Raw genomic sequence first — 14,443 nt, 5'->3', positions numbered from 1 at the left:
CGGCTCGTACCGTGGACCTGTCCCAATTCGCGCTTCTGGCTGCTGCGCGCTGGACCAAGGCCCCGCCCTCCACAGGCGGGGCCTTCTCGTACCCGCCCCTACCCTCCTCGCAGAAGGGAAAGGGGGGACCATGGCTCTCAAACGACACAACCGGCCGCGCGGCGGCGACAACCGATTCATCCGCAGCCCCGAGACCGCCGAGCGGGATGCCGCTGCTACGAGGCTCCGCACCCAGGGACGCACCTTCCAGCAGATCGCGGACGAGCTCGGCTACCCGTCCAAGGGGGCCGCGCACGACGCCGTCAACCGCGCCCTGCACGCCATCGTCGCCCCGGACGCCGAGGCCCTCCGCGCCCGTGAGGCGGCCCGCCTCGACGGCCTGTACGAGGAAGCGCTCGCCGTACTGGACCGCACCCACTACGCCCACTCAGGCGGCCGGCTCATCCTGGACCCGGACGAGCAGCCGGTCATTGACGACGGGCCGAAGATCGCCGCGCTGCGCGAACTGCGGTCACTGCGCGAGTCGTACCGCAAGCTGTTCGGCCTCGATGCCCCGTCTCGGGTGAGCGTGGACGCCGAGCAGCTCGGTGCCGAGATCACCGGCCTCCTCGACACCATCACGGCAGATGGCGACAGCGACAGCTGACGACGTCCGCCGGCAGATCGACCAACTGGTGCGCGCCGGGGACGTCCAGGCGCTCCGCCGTGTCCGGGACCAGCTGAAGAACGCGGCGGACCGGCGCGCGGTCGAGCAGCGTGCCGCCCGGTACTCGGCCGACCCGGTCGGATGGGTGGAATCCCGGCTTGGACAGGTGGTGTGGTCGAAGCAGGGCCGGGTGCTGGAGTCCGTTCGGGACCATCGGCGGACCGCGGTACGGTCCGGGCACGGTGTCGGCAAGAGCTGGACGGCGGCGCTCGCGGCGTGCTGGTGGCTGGACACGCACCCGCCCGGCACCGCGTTCGTGGTGAGCACCGCGCCGACGTTCGCGCAGGTGCGGGCGATCCTGTGGCGGTACATCCGCAAGCACCACAAGACCGCCGACCTGCCCGGCCGCGTCAACCAGACCGAGTGGCTCATCGAGGACGAACTCGTCGGCTACGGACGAAAGCCGGCCGACCAGGACGAGTCCGGATTCCAGGGCATCCACGCCCGGTACGTCCTCGTCATCATCGACGAAGCGTGCGGCGTGCCCGAGCAGCTCTGGACTGCTGCGGACGCGCTGACGACCGGCCCGGACTGCCGGATCCTCGCGATCGGCAACCCAGACAACCCGGCCTCGCACTTCCGAAAGGTATGCGCGCCGGGCTCGTCCTGGCACGTGATGGGCATCAGCGCCTTCGACTCCCCCAACCTCACCGGCGAGCAGGTGCCGGAGGAGATGGCCACGGCCCTCGTGGGCCAGGCGTGGGTGGAGGAAAAGCGACGGGAGTGGGGCGAGGACAACCCGCTCTACCTCAGCAAGGTCCTCGGCCAGTTCTCCGACGACTCCCCGAACCAGGTCGTCCGTGCGTCCGACATCGCAGCCTGCCGTATCGCACCCGACACCCCGCCAGCGTCCGGCTTGCTGCTCCCCGTCGAGCTCGGTGTCGACGTCGGCGGCGGATCCGACGAGACCGTCATCCGCGAACGCCGCGGCCGGCAAGCCGGGCGAGAGTGGCGAGCACGCACGGACCGGCCCGAGCAGATCGCCCCGATGGTGATCGCCGCGATCAGGGAGACCGGCGCGACCGCGGTGAAGGTCGACAGCATCGGCGTGGGCTTCGGCGTGATCGGTGAACTGCGGAACGCGGCGCACCGCGGCGAACACGCGGCGACGATCCGCGCCGTGAACGTCGCCTCGGCGGCGTCCCGGCCGGACCGGTACATCAACCTGCGCGCCGAGCTGTGGTGGGAGATCGGCCGGAACATGGCCGCCGAACATGCCTGGGACCTGTCCCAGATGGAGAACGCCGACACTGCCGTCGCTCAGCTCCTCGAACCACGCTGGGATTTGGACCCGCGGGGCCGGATCAGGGTGGAGAAGAAGGAGGAGGTCATCAAGCGGCTGGGGCGGTCGCCGGACAACGCTGATGCGCTGCTTTTGGCCTACGCCCAGCCAGTCCTGGAGGACGTGATCAGCTCCCCGGCAGGGGTGTCGCTGGCGGCGGCCGGGCAAATGCGCGGCGGTCTCGGAGCGATCAGCATCGGCCGCAGCGGCTACAGGCGCTGAGCCAGGCTGTACCCGCCCTTACCGTCTGATCGTGGCCCACACCGTGATCATTGCTCTCCTCACGCTCGGCGCGATCGCCCGAACGACGAGGTTCATCGTTGACGACTCCCTGTTCCAGCCCGTGCGCGCAGCTGTCGACAAGCGCGCCGGCCGACGCTTCTACGCGTGGCTCGCCGACCTGATCAACTGCTCGTGGTGCACGAGTATCTGGGTGGCCGCTGGCGCGGCCGTGGCCCACTGGGCGTGGAGCGACACCGTGCCGTTCACGTACGTCGTCGCGGCGCTCACCGCCTCGCATGCCGTCTCGCTCGCAGCTTCGTGGCTGGACTCCCCTCCCCCGCCCCGGCACATCGTCCTGGACCCCGTGGCCGTCGCGATGTCCGTCCGTGACCAGCGTCGATAGGAGGATCCTGTGGCCTGGTGGAAGCTCCACAAGCGCGACAAGCCCGGATCCACGGGCGGCGCCGTCCTGGCGTCGGCCGCGATCATCACCCGCGACCAGGTCCGCAGCGTCGTCGGGAAGACGCAGGAATGGCAGGCCCAGGGCTGGGACTTCTACCGCACCGTACCCGAGCTGAAGTCCGGGGTCCGCTGGGCCGCGAACGGCCTGTCGAGGGCGCGCCTGTACGTGGGGCGGATCGATCCGGACGGCTCCTCCGCGCCGGTTTCTGTCGACGCGCAGAGCGGCGACATGAGCCCCGAGCTGGTGGCGAGTCTCCTGGCCCCGCTGGAGGATCTGGCGGGTGGCCAGCTCGGGCAGTCGGAGATGCTGCGCCGCCTGTCCGTCCACCTTGACATCCCCGGCGAAAGCTACTTGGTGGGCTTCGACGACTCGGCCAGCGGCGACCGGAGGTGGTTGGTGTGCTCCCCGTCCGAGGTCACCAGCACGGGCAGCGGCGGCACGATCCGTGTGCAGCTCCCTGATTCGCAGAGCGCCCGGATTGAGCTGTCCATCGACGACTGCACCCTGATCCGCCTGTGGCGTCCAGACGACGAGTACGCGTACCTTCCCGACTCTCCGCTGAACGGGCTCCAGGACCCCCTGCGGGAACTCCAGGGTCTGACCGCGCACGTGCTGGCCACCGTCGACTCCCGCCTCGCCGGAGCCGGACTCGGCCTGATGTCCGACGATGTCACCCCGGCGTCCCCGCAGCAGGCCGACGGACCCAACCCGGTGCACTCCGACCCAGTGACCGCGGCGCTGATCGAGGCCATGGCCGCCTCCCTCCGCAACCGTGACAGCGCCTCCGCTCTGGTGCCGCTCCTGCTCCGCGTCCCCGGCGACGTGAAGGACAAGTTCGAGTGGCACAGCTTCGCGACCGAACTGGACGCGCAGCTGCTGCCGCTGCGTGAGGCCGCCATCAAGCGGCTCGCGATCGGGCTGGACACCCCACCGGAGGTCTTGACCGGCTACGACACAAACCACTGGAACGCGTGGCTGAGCGATGAGACTGGCGTCAAGCTGCATCTGGAGCCGAAGCTCGGCCTGATCTGTGATGCCTTCACCACGCAGTACTTCCGGCCCGCGTGGGAGGCCCTCGGTATCCCGGACCCGGAGAACTGGGCCTGCTGGTACGACACGAACGATCTGAAGCAACGCCCGAACCGTGGCCCCGAGGGAGCCGAGGCCCATGCTCGTGGCGCCATCTCCGACGCGGCCTACCTGAGGTCGATCGGCTTCAGCCCGGAGGACATGCCCGACGAGGACGAGCAGCGCCGGCGGATCCTTGTGCAGATCGCCACCACCAACGCACAGCTCGCCCCCGCCGCCTTGGCGGCCCTCGGGGTACGGCTGCCAGACATCGGGCAGGCCGCTGCGACGGATGCGGTGCGGGCGCCTGTGGAGATCAGCCGGGCCGCGCCCGCAGTCGAGGCTCCGACCCGCAACGAACCTCCAGCGCTTCCGATCGCGGCGTCCGCCGTGCTGGACGACGGGTGGCGCATGGCGTGCCTCGACCTCGCTGCACGCCGCGCCCTTGCCCGAGCCGGGAACTGGCTGCTGTCCCGCTCGGGAAGGTCGAGGCGCGGGGAGCTCGCCCAGGTGCCGGTCCACGAGGTGCACATCCATCTGTCGCCGGATCAGGCTGACTTGGCCCAGATGCTCGATGGGGCATACCGGGACTTCCACGCGGCCACCCCGGGCGAGACCGGCCTGCACGCCGCGGTCGACCTGTACGTGCGGCGGCTGCTCCTGACCGGGATCGCTCACGAGCGCGGGCTGCTCGCCGGCCACTTGGCCGCGGCTGGCTGTGATCGGGCGGCGGCCTGATGGCGACGGATCCGTGGATCGCGGCGCGGATGCACAACCGGGCGCAGGTCGCGGCCGGGGAACAGGTGCTGGGTCCGGCTATGCGGTCAGCGCTGGACGAGTATCTGTCCGCGGTTCGGTCCGGGCTCGGCCTCGACGACGCCGTGACGGCCGCCGCGTCGCCGGATGACCGTGAGCCGGACTGGGCCGGGTTCCCGGATGACAGCCTGTGGCGGCGGATCGTGGGACGGCGGATCGCCCCGGCGTGGCGGCGGGTCTTCGGCCGCTCGTACCGGCGCACCGCACCGGACGCCCCGGACGGGGCCGGGGACGCACGGGCCGACGACGAGGCCGAGCAGCTCGCCGAGCGGTTGCGGCAGATCCCCCGCCGGGTGTGGGCCCGGATGCGGGAGACTTGGCGGGACGGCATCGCCCGCGGCGAATCATCGGCCGCCCTGCGCGGCAGGGTTGCCGAACTGGCGACGCTGGAGGGCTGGGACGGCGCCGCCACGACGATGACGCGCACCGAGGTGATCGGCGCGCTGAACTCGGGATCGATGGGGGCCGCGCTCGACGAGCAGGCCCGCACCCGCACGCCATGGGCCAAGACCTGGCTCGCGACGGCCGACGAGCGGACCCGCGCGGAGCACCGCGCGGCCGACGGCCAAGTGCAGCCACTCAACGGACTGTTCGAGGTCGGGGCCGATCGCGTGCAGTTCCCCGGCGACCCCCGCGCCCGCAATTTCGGCACCATCGCGAACTGCCGCTGCTCGATGACCCTGAGCCCCGCCCCCGAGTAGGAGACCCATCGTGCTCATCCCCTGGACTTCATCGCTCATCGCCGCCGCCGATCCGGCGACCGTGGCCGTCGCGGACGACGGCACTTGGACCGGCACGATCGCGCTCGTCAACGAGTGGTCCGCCGATCAGCGGATGCTCGCCCTCGACGACGGCGCCGAGATCGACGTGCGTCCGCTACCCCTTCCCGTCACGGTGCAATACATCACCGGCCCCGGGCACGACGGGGCGACGGTCGGCCTGATGACCCTCGACGAGGTCTGGCAGGACGAGCACCGGGTCATGGGTCGCGGCCGGATCGACCTCGACGACCAGCAAGGCGCGGCGCTCGCCAGGAAGATCGAGCGCGGCTTCCTCCGCTTCGTGTCCGCCGACGTGGACCGCGTCGACGGCCGCGTCGTGTGCGTCGACGAGGCTGGCCGACCCGTCGACGGCTGCGACCCGGCTGACAGCGGCATGGATGCCGGGGAGTTGTACACCCGGTGGCGCATCATGGGCGCGAGCCTGCTGGCCCACCCGGCGTTCCCCGAAGCGCAGATCGGCATGGCCGCTGCCGCGCTCGTGGACGACGAAGTACCTGAGGCCGAGGACGAAGACCCGGACGCTGAGGACGTTCCGTGGACGTGCGTCCGCCAGGACCCGGACACGGGTGAGTGGATCCGTGCAGACTGCGACGAAGACGACGCCGTACCCGCGACCGAGGCCGGCGACGGCCCCGCAGACAACCCGGAAGACGCCGGGGTCACCGCATCCGCGTTCGCACACCCCAACTTCCGGCCGCCCACCGAGTGGTTCCGCAACCCGAAGCTGACCGAGCCGACAAAGGTCCACATCACCGAGGACGGGCAGATCGTCGGGCACCTTGCTCTGTGGAATGTGCCGCACGTGAGCTACCAGGGTCGGAAGGTCTACGCGCCCAAGTCGCCGACCAAGTACGAGCGGTTCCATGGACGCCCGATCCACACCACTGAGGGCCTGGTCGAGGTCGGCCCCCTTGCGATGGACACCGACCACGCTCGCCTCGGTGCACCCGCCAAACAGGCCGTCAGGCACTACGAGAGCACCGGGTCCATCGTCGGAGCCGTCCGCTGCGGCGAGGACGCCTACGGCATCTGGGTCACCGGGGCGCTCCTGCCCGACATCACCGACGACCAGCGGCTGCGCCTGTCCCTGGCCGACTACTCCGGGGACTGGCGTGACGAGGGCCTTGGCGTGGACCTGAAGGCCGCCCTCGCGGTGCCAGCCGGGCATGAGGGCTTCTACACGCCGAAGAACCGTCCTCTCAGCAGGGAGGATTACGCGCTCGTCGCCTCTGGCGCTGTGACGGACGAGCACATTGCGATGGCGCGGAGCGCAACCGCGGCCGGCGCCGTGCCGCCCGTGCTCGCCCAGGTGGATGTGGCGGTGCTGGCCGATGCGGTGCTCGCCGAGCAGGACCGGCGTACCCGGGTGGGCGCGGTTGCTGCCCGGGTACGCGCGCTGCGAGTTCAAGCGGCCAAGCGTCGGCTCCAGCAGCCGCGGGCAAGGTTTGCGGAAAACTGGGTGGAGCAGACCGGTACTGGCCATCTCCCGGCGTACATCCGGAAGATCGCTGACGCACTGATCCGCGACCACGGATACGCGGAGAGCAGGGCTATTGCTACGGCCGTCAACCGGACCAAGCAGTGGTGCCGTGGCGGCGGTGACGTGAAAGCCGATACCCAGGCGAAGGCGTGTGCAGCTCTCAGCGAGTGGGAAGCGAAGCGCGCTGAGTCCCGTGCCACGTGACCATCCCGTACCCGCCCCTACCGTCAAGGCACCACCAACACGAAGGAGACACCATGGCCTGCGGCAGCTGCGGAGGGCGATCAGGCGGCCGAGCCACCGGAAGGGCGGCCGGCGTCGTCTGGCGGCACACCGATCCGCACGGCGGCCGGGTCGACTACCCCACCCAGGAACGAGCGGAGATCGCGCTGAACGCCCGAGGCGGCGTGATCCAGCAGGTGGACGCCCGAACTGGAGCCCCGATCCAGCCTGCGGCCTCGGCCTAGCTGTACACGCACCTACCCTGACGTACTACTCGCGTTGCTGGTTAGTGGACCGGACGCTCACTGAACCGACCCAGGAGGGACGGAGTCTTGAGCTTCCTCGATGACCTCCTCGCCAAGCTCGGCGAGGCCCCCACCGACCAGCGCGCGGACATCGTCCGCGAGGCGATCGCCAACGCGGGCGGCGGCTTTGACCCGAGCGCGGTCCAGGCCGATGTCCTGGCCCGCTTCGACGCCGCCACCGACGGCGACGGCGCGACCGACGACGCGACGGTGGCCGTGCTGGAGACGCTCGCCACGATCGGCGAGGGCATCTCCGAGCACCAGGCCGCAGTCGAGCAGCGCGCGACCCGCGCCGCCGAGCTGGGTGACCGCCTCAACGCACTGCGCCCGCCGGCCGCCGAGGCGGAGCCGGTGGCCGAGCCTGCCGCTGCCGAGCCCGTCGCGGCTTCCATCGAGGTGGATGTTCCGGCGCCCGTCGCGGCCCCGGTGGCGGAGCCGATCGCAGCCTCGGCCCGTCCGCGTGTGCCGCTCGGCCTGAACAACGCCCAGGCCCCGGCGACAGGCCAGGACCGGGAGACGTTCACCCTCGTCGCCGCAGCCGATGTCCCGGGCTTCTCCCAGGGCCAGCAGCTCAACGGGCTCGCCGACTTCGGGCAGGCGTGGGAGCAGCGGATGATGCCGCTGATCTCGTCCGGTGGGCGGGGCGGGGGCCGTCAGCGTGTCGGCGTCGCCCGCATCAAGCGGAACACCCCGGCCGAGCTCACGATCAACCATGCCGACGAGGCTGACGCGGTCATCAAGCGGGCCACCGACGAATCTCGGCTGCCCGGCGGCAGTCTGGTCGCGGCCGGTGGTTGGTGTGCCCCGTCCGAGACGCTGTACGACCTGTGCGACATGCGGATCAGCCAGGAAGGCATGGTCCGGCTTCCGCCCATCACCGCTCGTCGCGGCGGCATCCGCTACCCGGCGGACTTCGACTGGGCCGCGATCTTCGGCGCCTGGCAGAACGTCGGGTTCCACCAGACCGAGGCCGAGGCGATCGCAGGCACCGAGAAGCCGTGCCAGGAAGTCCCGTGCCCGGACGACTTCATCGAGTGCCGCCTCGACGTCGACGGCGTGTGCCTGCGGACTCCGATTCTCACCGAGCGCGGCTGGCCGGAGAGGGTCGCACAGTTCACCGAGGGCGTCCTCGCGATCCACGCGCACAAACAGAACGCGTGGAAGCTTGCCAAGATGGAGGCATTGAGCACTCCGGTCACGATGCCTGCACCGGGTGCCCCGAACCCGCAGGCCGCGATCAGCGACCCGCACGGTCCGGGCCTGATCGAGTCCGTGCTGTCGATGCTGGAGCTCCAGGTCCAGTACCAGCGGTACCGCGAGCGCCTGTCGCAGTCCGCGACGCTGGAGATGCTCGCCCCGTACTGGCTGCGCGGCATCCTCAAGAGCGACTTGAGGAAGAAGCAGGCGATCGAGCGCCGCTGGTCCGTCCCGGACGGCGACATCGACGGCTACCTCCGGTCCATCGGCGTCTCGCCGCAGTGGGTGTACGACTGGCAGGACGCCTACGCCGACCAGGACGCGGCCGGGTTCGGCGGTGCGACCGTTCCGACGGTGTGGCCGGGCGAGGTCAAGGTGCTGCTGTACCGGGCCGGTTCGTTCTTCCAGCTCCAGGCCGACGTCATCAGCCTTGACGGTGTCTACGACCACGCGAGCCTCACGCAGAACATGTACACCTCGCTGTTCACCGAGGAGGGCATCCAGGTGTGCATGCGGTGCGGTGTCTCGTACGTCGTGACGATCCCGCTCTGCCCGAACGGCCTGTCGGGTGGTCTCCAGACCACGACCTGCGCAGCCCCGACCCCCTGATCCGGTAGCCCGGAGCGTCCGCTGATCCGTCCCCCCGCGTGGTGGCGTTGATGCTCCGGGCTGCCTCCCCCATTCGCTTCGCGGAGGCGCAGTTGAGTACCCCTGTTCCGGGGCGCGTAGAGGTCGACGCGCCTCCGATCGAGCCCTACACCTACGGCCTGCTGTCCGTCGCGCAGGTCGTCACTCAGGATGGCCGCTGGCAGATGGGCGGCGTCGAGTACGAGACCGACGCGTGCGCCCAGGGCGGCCGTGTCGAGGGCTCGTGCCCTGTGCCCGTCGCCGATGGCGGCACGTCGCATGACAAGCCACTCGCTGAAGGCCTGACCTGGGTGGGGGGTGGTGGTCCCTTCACCGTCTACGTCCGGGCCGAGTGCAACCCGGTCGGTTTCGCGGCGGCGCAGGACCGGGCCCTTCGGCGCCTGCGGATCGTCGAGGCTCGCGAGGTCGAGCGCGCGTTCTCGCTCCAGCTCGCCGGTGAAACGCCGCGGCTGCCGCTCGGCAGCACGGCGGTGCCGCTACTGATGGCACTCGGCGCGCTGGAGCACGACGCCGCCCTGCACTACGCCGGGCAACCGACGCTTCACGCACCTCGCTGGGCACAGCCCCACTTCACCGAGGCCCGGCTCGTGTCCCAGCAGGGGCCCGTGCTGCGCACCGAGCTGGAGTCCAGGGTGGCGTTCGGTGGTGGCTACTACGACGACCCGTCCGCGCCCGCCGATCCGGCGCCGGCCGCCGGGCAGTTCTGGCTGTACGCCACGGGCACGGTCTCGGCGAGGCGTAGCCAGCCATTCGCTCACGAAGCGTTCGAGCCGCCGACCAACAGCCTCGTGGCGATCGCGGAGCGCACCTACGCGCTCGACCACGACTGCTACGCCGCGGCTGTCCTCGTCACCGTCGCTCCCCCGGCTGGTGGTGCGTGATGGCCGTGGTCTTTCCAGAGCCGGGCGAGACGCTGCGTGGGCTCGTGCGCCGCGTCTTGTCTGACCTGTCACCCGAGGTGCGGGCCGGGGTGCAGGTGGTGACGGGTGGCGAGCGTGCCGGGCTGGTGGTCCCTCAGCACGCCGCCCCCGTTTCCAAACCCCCGTCCGTCCCCGCCGCTGAGCCCGTTGAGGCTCCGGCCCCGTCCCCTCGCCGCCATGCCGCGCGGCGCAAGTCCACGTCGAAGGAGAACAACTGATGGCGTGCCCTCCCCTGCTGCGCGGCGTCGTGATGCGCGCAACGCGCCTGGACGCCTGCGGACGCCCCATGTATGGCGACTGCAACCAAGTCGTCACCGATGGGTTCATCACCGTCTCGATGTCCGCCGAGACCGAGGAAGGCGAAGCGATCTCGGTCACGAAGGCCAACGGGCAGACCTGCATCAACGAACCCGGCTGCGAACAACTCTCCGGATACACGCTGGAGATGGAGTTCTGCGCAGTCGATCCCGACCTCGTACAGATCATGAACCCGTCGTTCGAGATCTACCGGGACTACGACGGCAACCCGATCGGCTGGGACGAATCGGTGGAGCTGAAGTGCGACACCGGCTACGCGCTGGAGCTGTGGACCAACGTCTACGCCTCCGGTGACGCCTGTTCCGGGGCTGGCTCTCAGGGCGAGTGGGGCTACCTCCTGCTGCCGTGGGTGGTTGGCGGAGCGCCGGGCGACCTGGAAATCGGCAACGATGCGGTGACCTTCACCTTCAACGGGCGGACCAAGGTCGGCGCGGGCTGGCGCCGCGGGCCGTACAACGTGCAGGCAGGAGCGGGAGGCATTCCGGTACCGCTACTGAAGCCGGTCGGGCCGAAGACTCCCCGCCGTTTCTTCAAGACGACGATCCGCCCGCCCGAGGCAGAGTGCGGCTGCAAGCCCGTCGACCGTCCGACCCCGGACCCGGCGGACCTGTACATCACCGGCATCGGCAACGAATCCCCGCGGAAGACGATCAGGTTCCGTGCGGACAACCATGGCTTCGGCCCCGTCATGGTCGACTTCGGCGACGGCACCCCACCGCAGGAGGTGGCCGACGGGGCGTGGGTCACCCACGTCTACAACACCGACGGCACCTACACGATCAAGGCGTGCGACAAGCAGACTCCCGTCGTCTGCTCCAGCCGAGATGTCACGATCCCGCTGCCGGCCGACGAGCCGACCCTCGTGCTGTCCACGGAGAACGCGGACGACCCGTACGAGGTGACCGCGAAGGTGGGTCTTCCGTCGCAGTCGGATGGCACCGCGACCATCGACTGGGGCGACGGCACCGAGCCTGAGGAGATCGCAGTCGGCGCGGACGGCACAGTCGCTGTCATCCACAAGTACTCGGTCCCGTCTGTGTACACGGTGACGGTGCGGCGTGGCGACATCGACACCTACCGCACCCGCGCCGCGATCCTCGTCCCGGCCGAGAACCCGGGCGCGGTACCGCCCGAGGTCGCTGCTGCGGCGGACCCGGCGGACGCCACGGGACGCACGGTGATCCTCACGATCGACAACACCGGAACTCCGGCGCCGACCGGCCCGAAGGTCGAGGCCGCGGCCGATCCGGCTGACGCGACCGGCCGAACGGCGCAGCTCACCATCAACAACGCCTGAGGAGGCATCCCATGGCTGGACCTACCACGATCGACTGGGGCGACGGGTCTCCGGTGGAGACCGGGCCGGAGCAGGGCACCGCGTCTCACGCGTATGCGACGGACGGCACCAAGACGATCAAGGTGTGTGACGCGGCGGCCCCGACCGTGTGTACCACCGTCGAAGTCAACATTCCGTTCCCGTCGACTGCCACCCCGACGGTGACCGCGGCAGCGGACCCGGCTGACACGACCGGCCGTACGGCGGCCGTCACCCTCGCTGGGTTCCCGGCGGATGGTGCGGTGACCGTGAACTGGGGCGACGGCACCGCCGCTCAGACTGTGCCCGCAGGCACCACGACCGCGACGCACGCGTACGCGGCCGGGGTGGACGGGGCGCAGACCATCACCGCGACCTCGGCCACGGACACCACGAAGACTGCGAACAACACGTTCACCCCGACCCCGGCGGCGCCCGCGCCGTCGGTGGCCGCAGCTGCGGATGCTGGCGACGCCACCGGGCACACGGCCACCGCCACGCTGGCCAACTTCCCGGCCGACAGCGCCGTGTCGGTCAACTGGGGTGACGGGTCGGCGGCCGTGGAGATCGCGGCGGGCACGACGACCGGCAGCCACGTCTACGACGCTGCGGTGACCACGGAGCAGACCATCACGGCCACGTCCGTGGGCGACGCGTCGAAGACGGCCAGCACGACGTTCACGCCGGGTGCTGGTGCCGGGCTGCGGGCGGCCCGGAAGAAGTAGCCGAAGCGGGGCCATCCACGGGGTGGCCCCGCCCTGCTCGGAGGAGGCCGGCCGTGCCGGATGAGGTGCTCGACGGGCCGTGCGGTCCGTGGCCGCTAGATACGTCGTGCTGCCCTGGCTGGCCGGCCGATCCGGCTGACTGGTCTCCGGCGCAGCAGGCTGCGGCAGAGATTGCGACCGAGGTTCTGTGGAGGCTGACCGCGGGCCGGTACGGGCTGTGCGAGGAGGTGCTGCGGCCCTGCCGGAAGGGCTGCGACGAGCCGATGCCTTCGATGTCCTACGGGGGCGGCGGGCTGCTGCGGCCCGTCCTCGACGACGGGCGGTGGTTCAACCGGCCGTGCGGCTGCGGGCCGTCGGGCTGCTCCTGCGTCCCGCTGTGCGTCATCGACCTGCCGGGGCCCGTGCACAGCGTGGTCGAGGTGCTGCAGTACGGGCAGGTCGTGGACCCGTCCGGGTACGTCCTGCACCGAACGGCGACCGGCGGGCAACTCGTTCGTAGCGGCGGCGAGTGCTGGCCGGAGTGCCAGGATCTCCGGCTGCCGGACACCGAGCCGGGCACTCTGTCCGTTCGCTACCTGCGCGGCCTGGAGGTCCCGGCGGCCGGGCGGCGGGCAGTCGGGCAACTCGCCTGCGAAATCGACAAACTGTGCTCGGGCCCGGCCAGCGGGTGCGCGCTCCCCGCGGGGACGAAGACCGTCAGCCGCGAGGGTGTCACGTACGAGGTGGTACCGCCCGGTGACTGGCCGGAGACCCTGCAGGCTCACATGCCGCAGGTGTGGGCATGGGTGCAGCTCGTCAACCCTGGCAGGGTGCGGCAGTTCGGGGCCGTGTTCAGCCTGGACCTGCCGCCCGCCCCGGTCGCTGGCCGGTACCGGCCGGGGGTGCCCCGATGACGACACCGGTGGACGACGTGATCCTGCCGCCGGACGCCGATCCGCGGCTCGGGCCGGTGCTGTCCGGGCTGACGGCGTGCCTGTGCGCGACGCTCGCGGCTGGCGGCCGCCCGGCGTGCGCATGCTGCCTGGCCTGGGGCAGTCAGCCGCCCGCGCAGGATTTCTGTTCGTGTGACTGCGATGGCGGGCATGGGCAGGCGTGGGTGCGGGTCGTGCGGCAGGACCCGGTGGTGACAAATCAGCGGCGCCGCCGGTGCCAGACGTGGCGGATGCAGACCGTCATCGAGGTCGGGGTCGCACGGTGCGTTGCCGTGACCGCGCCGGACGGGCAGTCGGCGCCGACGTGCGAACAGCGCGAGACGGACGCGTGGGGTCTGGTCCTCGATACCCGGCTGCTGCGCGAGGCCGTGGCGTGCTGCGACGCGCTCACGGACGTACAGGTATGGCCAGGCCCGGTGACTCCGATGGGGCCGCAGGGCGGATGCGCTGGTGTAACGGTGCAGATCACGGTGGAGGTGTAGATGGCTGGGACGACGGCTTTCGTGTGGGTGCTCCTCGGCGGGTGCGTAGTCGCGGTGACGGCGGTGCTCGCGCGGGCAAAGGTGGAGATCTCCCGGATCGAGGCGGCTGCGGAGAGGCGGCGGAAGTGACCGTGCGAGTGACGACGGACGTCGACGAGGCTGCCATCGCCGAGCTGGTCCGTGAGGTCGTCGGCGAAGTCACGACCGCGACCGCGAATCAGGCGCGCCGCCTCGCCCCGGTCGACAACGGCCCGCTACGCGCCTCGATTCGCTCCGATGTTGATGTCCGCAGCAACCTCGTCGTCGGCGAGGTGTACTCGGATCTGGAGTACGCCGCGTACGTCCACGAGGGCACCGGGGTCTACGGGCCGACGGGGCAGCCGATCCGGCCGGTGCGGGCGCGGGTGCTGTCGTGGCAGCCCCGCGGCGGGGGCAGGGTGTTCGCCCGCTCTGTGAAGGGGCAGCGCCCGAATCCGTTCCTGCTGAAGGCGTTGCGGGACGTGGCGCCGGGTCCGGTGGATGGGACCGTCCGGTATTGACCCCTACGGTCGGCAGCGAAA

At 70.7% G+C, this 14,443-nt stretch carries 15 protein-coding genes; all 15 read left to right on the top strand.

What is annotated here, in order from left to right:
* Positions 1-130 precede the first annotated feature (130 nt).
* Complete coding sequence (locus ACIRJP_RS33490) at positions 131-646, top strand: hypothetical protein (RefSeq protein ID WP_404182447.1); 516 nt, start codon at positions 131-133, stop codon at positions 644-646.
* A complete protein-coding gene (locus tag ACIRJP_RS33485) occupies positions 627-2,210 on the top strand; it encodes a hypothetical protein (RefSeq protein ID WP_404182444.1) in 1,584 nt (527 codons plus the stop codon). The genes ACIRJP_RS33490 and ACIRJP_RS33485 overlap by 20 nt, the downstream gene beginning before the upstream one ends.
* Before the next feature lie 31 nt (positions 2,211-2,241).
* Positions 2,242-2,613, top strand: coding sequence for a DUF1360 domain-containing protein (locus ACIRJP_RS33480; RefSeq protein WP_404182441.1), 372 nt, complete (start codon positions 2,242-2,244; stop codon positions 2,611-2,613).
* Positions 2,614-2,622: 9 nt separating this feature from the next.
* Positions 2,623-4,479, top strand: a complete 1,857-nt coding sequence (locus ACIRJP_RS33475) for a hypothetical protein (protein ID WP_404182439.1) — start codon at positions 2,623-2,625, stop codon at positions 4,477-4,479.
* The gene (locus ACIRJP_RS33470; protein ID WP_404182436.1) at positions 4,479-5,258 is read left to right on the top strand and encodes a phage minor head protein; all 780 of its coding nucleotides are present in this window, start codon (positions 4,479-4,481) and stop codon (positions 5,256-5,258) included. Before ACIRJP_RS33475 ends, ACIRJP_RS33470 begins: the two co-directional genes overlap by 1 nt.
* 10 nt (positions 5,259-5,268) lie before the next feature.
* Positions 5,269-7,023, top strand: coding sequence for a hypothetical protein (locus ACIRJP_RS33465; protein ID WP_404182433.1), 1,755 nt, complete (start codon positions 5,269-5,271; stop codon positions 7,021-7,023).
* 53 nt (positions 7,024-7,076) lie between these two features.
* Positions 7,077-7,286, top strand: a complete 210-nt coding sequence (locus tag ACIRJP_RS33460; protein WP_404182430.1) for a hypothetical protein — start codon at positions 7,077-7,079, stop codon at positions 7,284-7,286.
* 87 nt (positions 7,287-7,373) lie between these two features.
* On the top strand, positions 7,374-9,152 hold the full coding sequence (locus tag ACIRJP_RS33455) for a major capsid protein (RefSeq protein WP_404182427.1): 1,779 nt from the start codon (positions 7,374-7,376) through the stop codon (positions 9,150-9,152).
* Between the two features lie 92 nt (positions 9,153-9,244).
* Positions 9,245-10,072 carry a hypothetical protein gene (locus tag ACIRJP_RS33450; RefSeq protein ID WP_404182424.1) on the top strand — a complete coding sequence of 276 codons (828 nt, stop codon included), beginning with the start codon at positions 9,245-9,247 and terminating at the stop codon, positions 10,070-10,072.
* 256 nt (positions 10,073-10,328) lie between these two features.
* Positions 10,329-11,726 (top strand): hypothetical protein, encoded by a 1,398-nt coding sequence (locus ACIRJP_RS33445; RefSeq protein WP_404182421.1) that lies wholly within the window; start codon positions 10,329-10,331, stop codon positions 11,724-11,726.
* Between the two features lie 11 nt (positions 11,727-11,737).
* Positions 11,738-12,469 (top strand): hypothetical protein, encoded by a 732-nt coding sequence (locus tag ACIRJP_RS33440; protein WP_404182418.1) that lies wholly within the window; start codon positions 11,738-11,740, stop codon positions 12,467-12,469.
* Between the two features lie 272 nt (positions 12,470-12,741).
* Positions 12,742-13,362, top strand: a complete 621-nt coding sequence (locus ACIRJP_RS33435) for a hypothetical protein (protein ID WP_404182415.1) — start codon at positions 12,742-12,744, stop codon at positions 13,360-13,362.
* The gene (locus ACIRJP_RS33430; protein ID WP_404182412.1) at positions 13,359-13,883 is read left to right on the top strand and encodes a hypothetical protein; all 525 of its coding nucleotides are present in this window, start codon (positions 13,359-13,361) and stop codon (positions 13,881-13,883) included. Before ACIRJP_RS33435 ends, ACIRJP_RS33430 begins: the two co-directional genes overlap by 4 nt.
* Entirely contained in the window at positions 13,884-14,012 is a 129-nt protein-coding gene (locus ACIRJP_RS33425; RefSeq protein WP_329821191.1) for a hypothetical protein, read from the top strand.
* The gene (locus ACIRJP_RS33420) at positions 14,009-14,422 is read left to right on the top strand and encodes an HK97 gp10 family phage protein (protein ID WP_404182409.1); all 414 of its coding nucleotides are present in this window, start codon (positions 14,009-14,011) and stop codon (positions 14,420-14,422) included. The genes ACIRJP_RS33425 and ACIRJP_RS33420 overlap by 4 nt, the downstream gene beginning before the upstream one ends.
* The last annotated feature ends 21 nt before the right edge of the window (positions 14,423-14,443 follow it).

This window comes from Streptomyces sp. NPDC102437, assembly GCF_044765565.1.
In the GTDB taxonomy this organism is placed as follows: domain Bacteria; phylum Actinomycetota; class Actinomycetes; order Streptomycetales; family Streptomycetaceae; genus Streptomyces.
The sequence above is the reverse complement of the archived record's forward strand: the minus strand, read 5'-3'. Positions and strand labels throughout refer to the sequence as shown.

Coding starts and splice junctions, on each gene's coding strand:
- ACIRJP_RS33425 (WP_329821191.1), top strand. CDS start 13,884: ATGGCTGGGACGACGGCTTTCGTGTGGGTGCTCCTCGGCGGGTGCGTA.
- ACIRJP_RS33445 (WP_404182421.1), top strand. CDS start 10,329: ATGGCGTGCCCTCCCCTGCTGCGCGGCGTCGTGATGCGCGCAACGCGC.
- ACIRJP_RS33440 (WP_404182418.1), top strand. CDS start 11,738: ATGGCTGGACCTACCACGATCGACTGGGGCGACGGGTCTCCGGTGGAG.
- ACIRJP_RS33460 (WP_404182430.1), top strand. CDS start 7,077: ATGGCCTGCGGCAGCTGCGGAGGGCGATCAGGCGGCCGAGCCACCGGA.
- ACIRJP_RS33490 (WP_404182447.1), top strand. CDS start 131: ATGGCTCTCAAACGACACAACCGGCCGCGCGGCGGCGACAACCGATTC.
- ACIRJP_RS33485 (WP_404182444.1), top strand. CDS start 627: ATGGCGACAGCGACAGCTGACGACGTCCGCCGGCAGATCGACCAACTG.
- ACIRJP_RS33470 (WP_404182436.1), top strand. CDS start 4,479: ATGGCGACGGATCCGTGGATCGCGGCGCGGATGCACAACCGGGCGCAG.
- ACIRJP_RS33435 (WP_404182415.1), top strand. CDS start 12,742: ATGTCCTACGGGGGCGGCGGGCTGCTGCGGCCCGTCCTCGACGACGGG.
- ACIRJP_RS33430 (WP_404182412.1), top strand. CDS start 13,359: ATGACGACACCGGTGGACGACGTGATCCTGCCGCCGGACGCCGATCCG.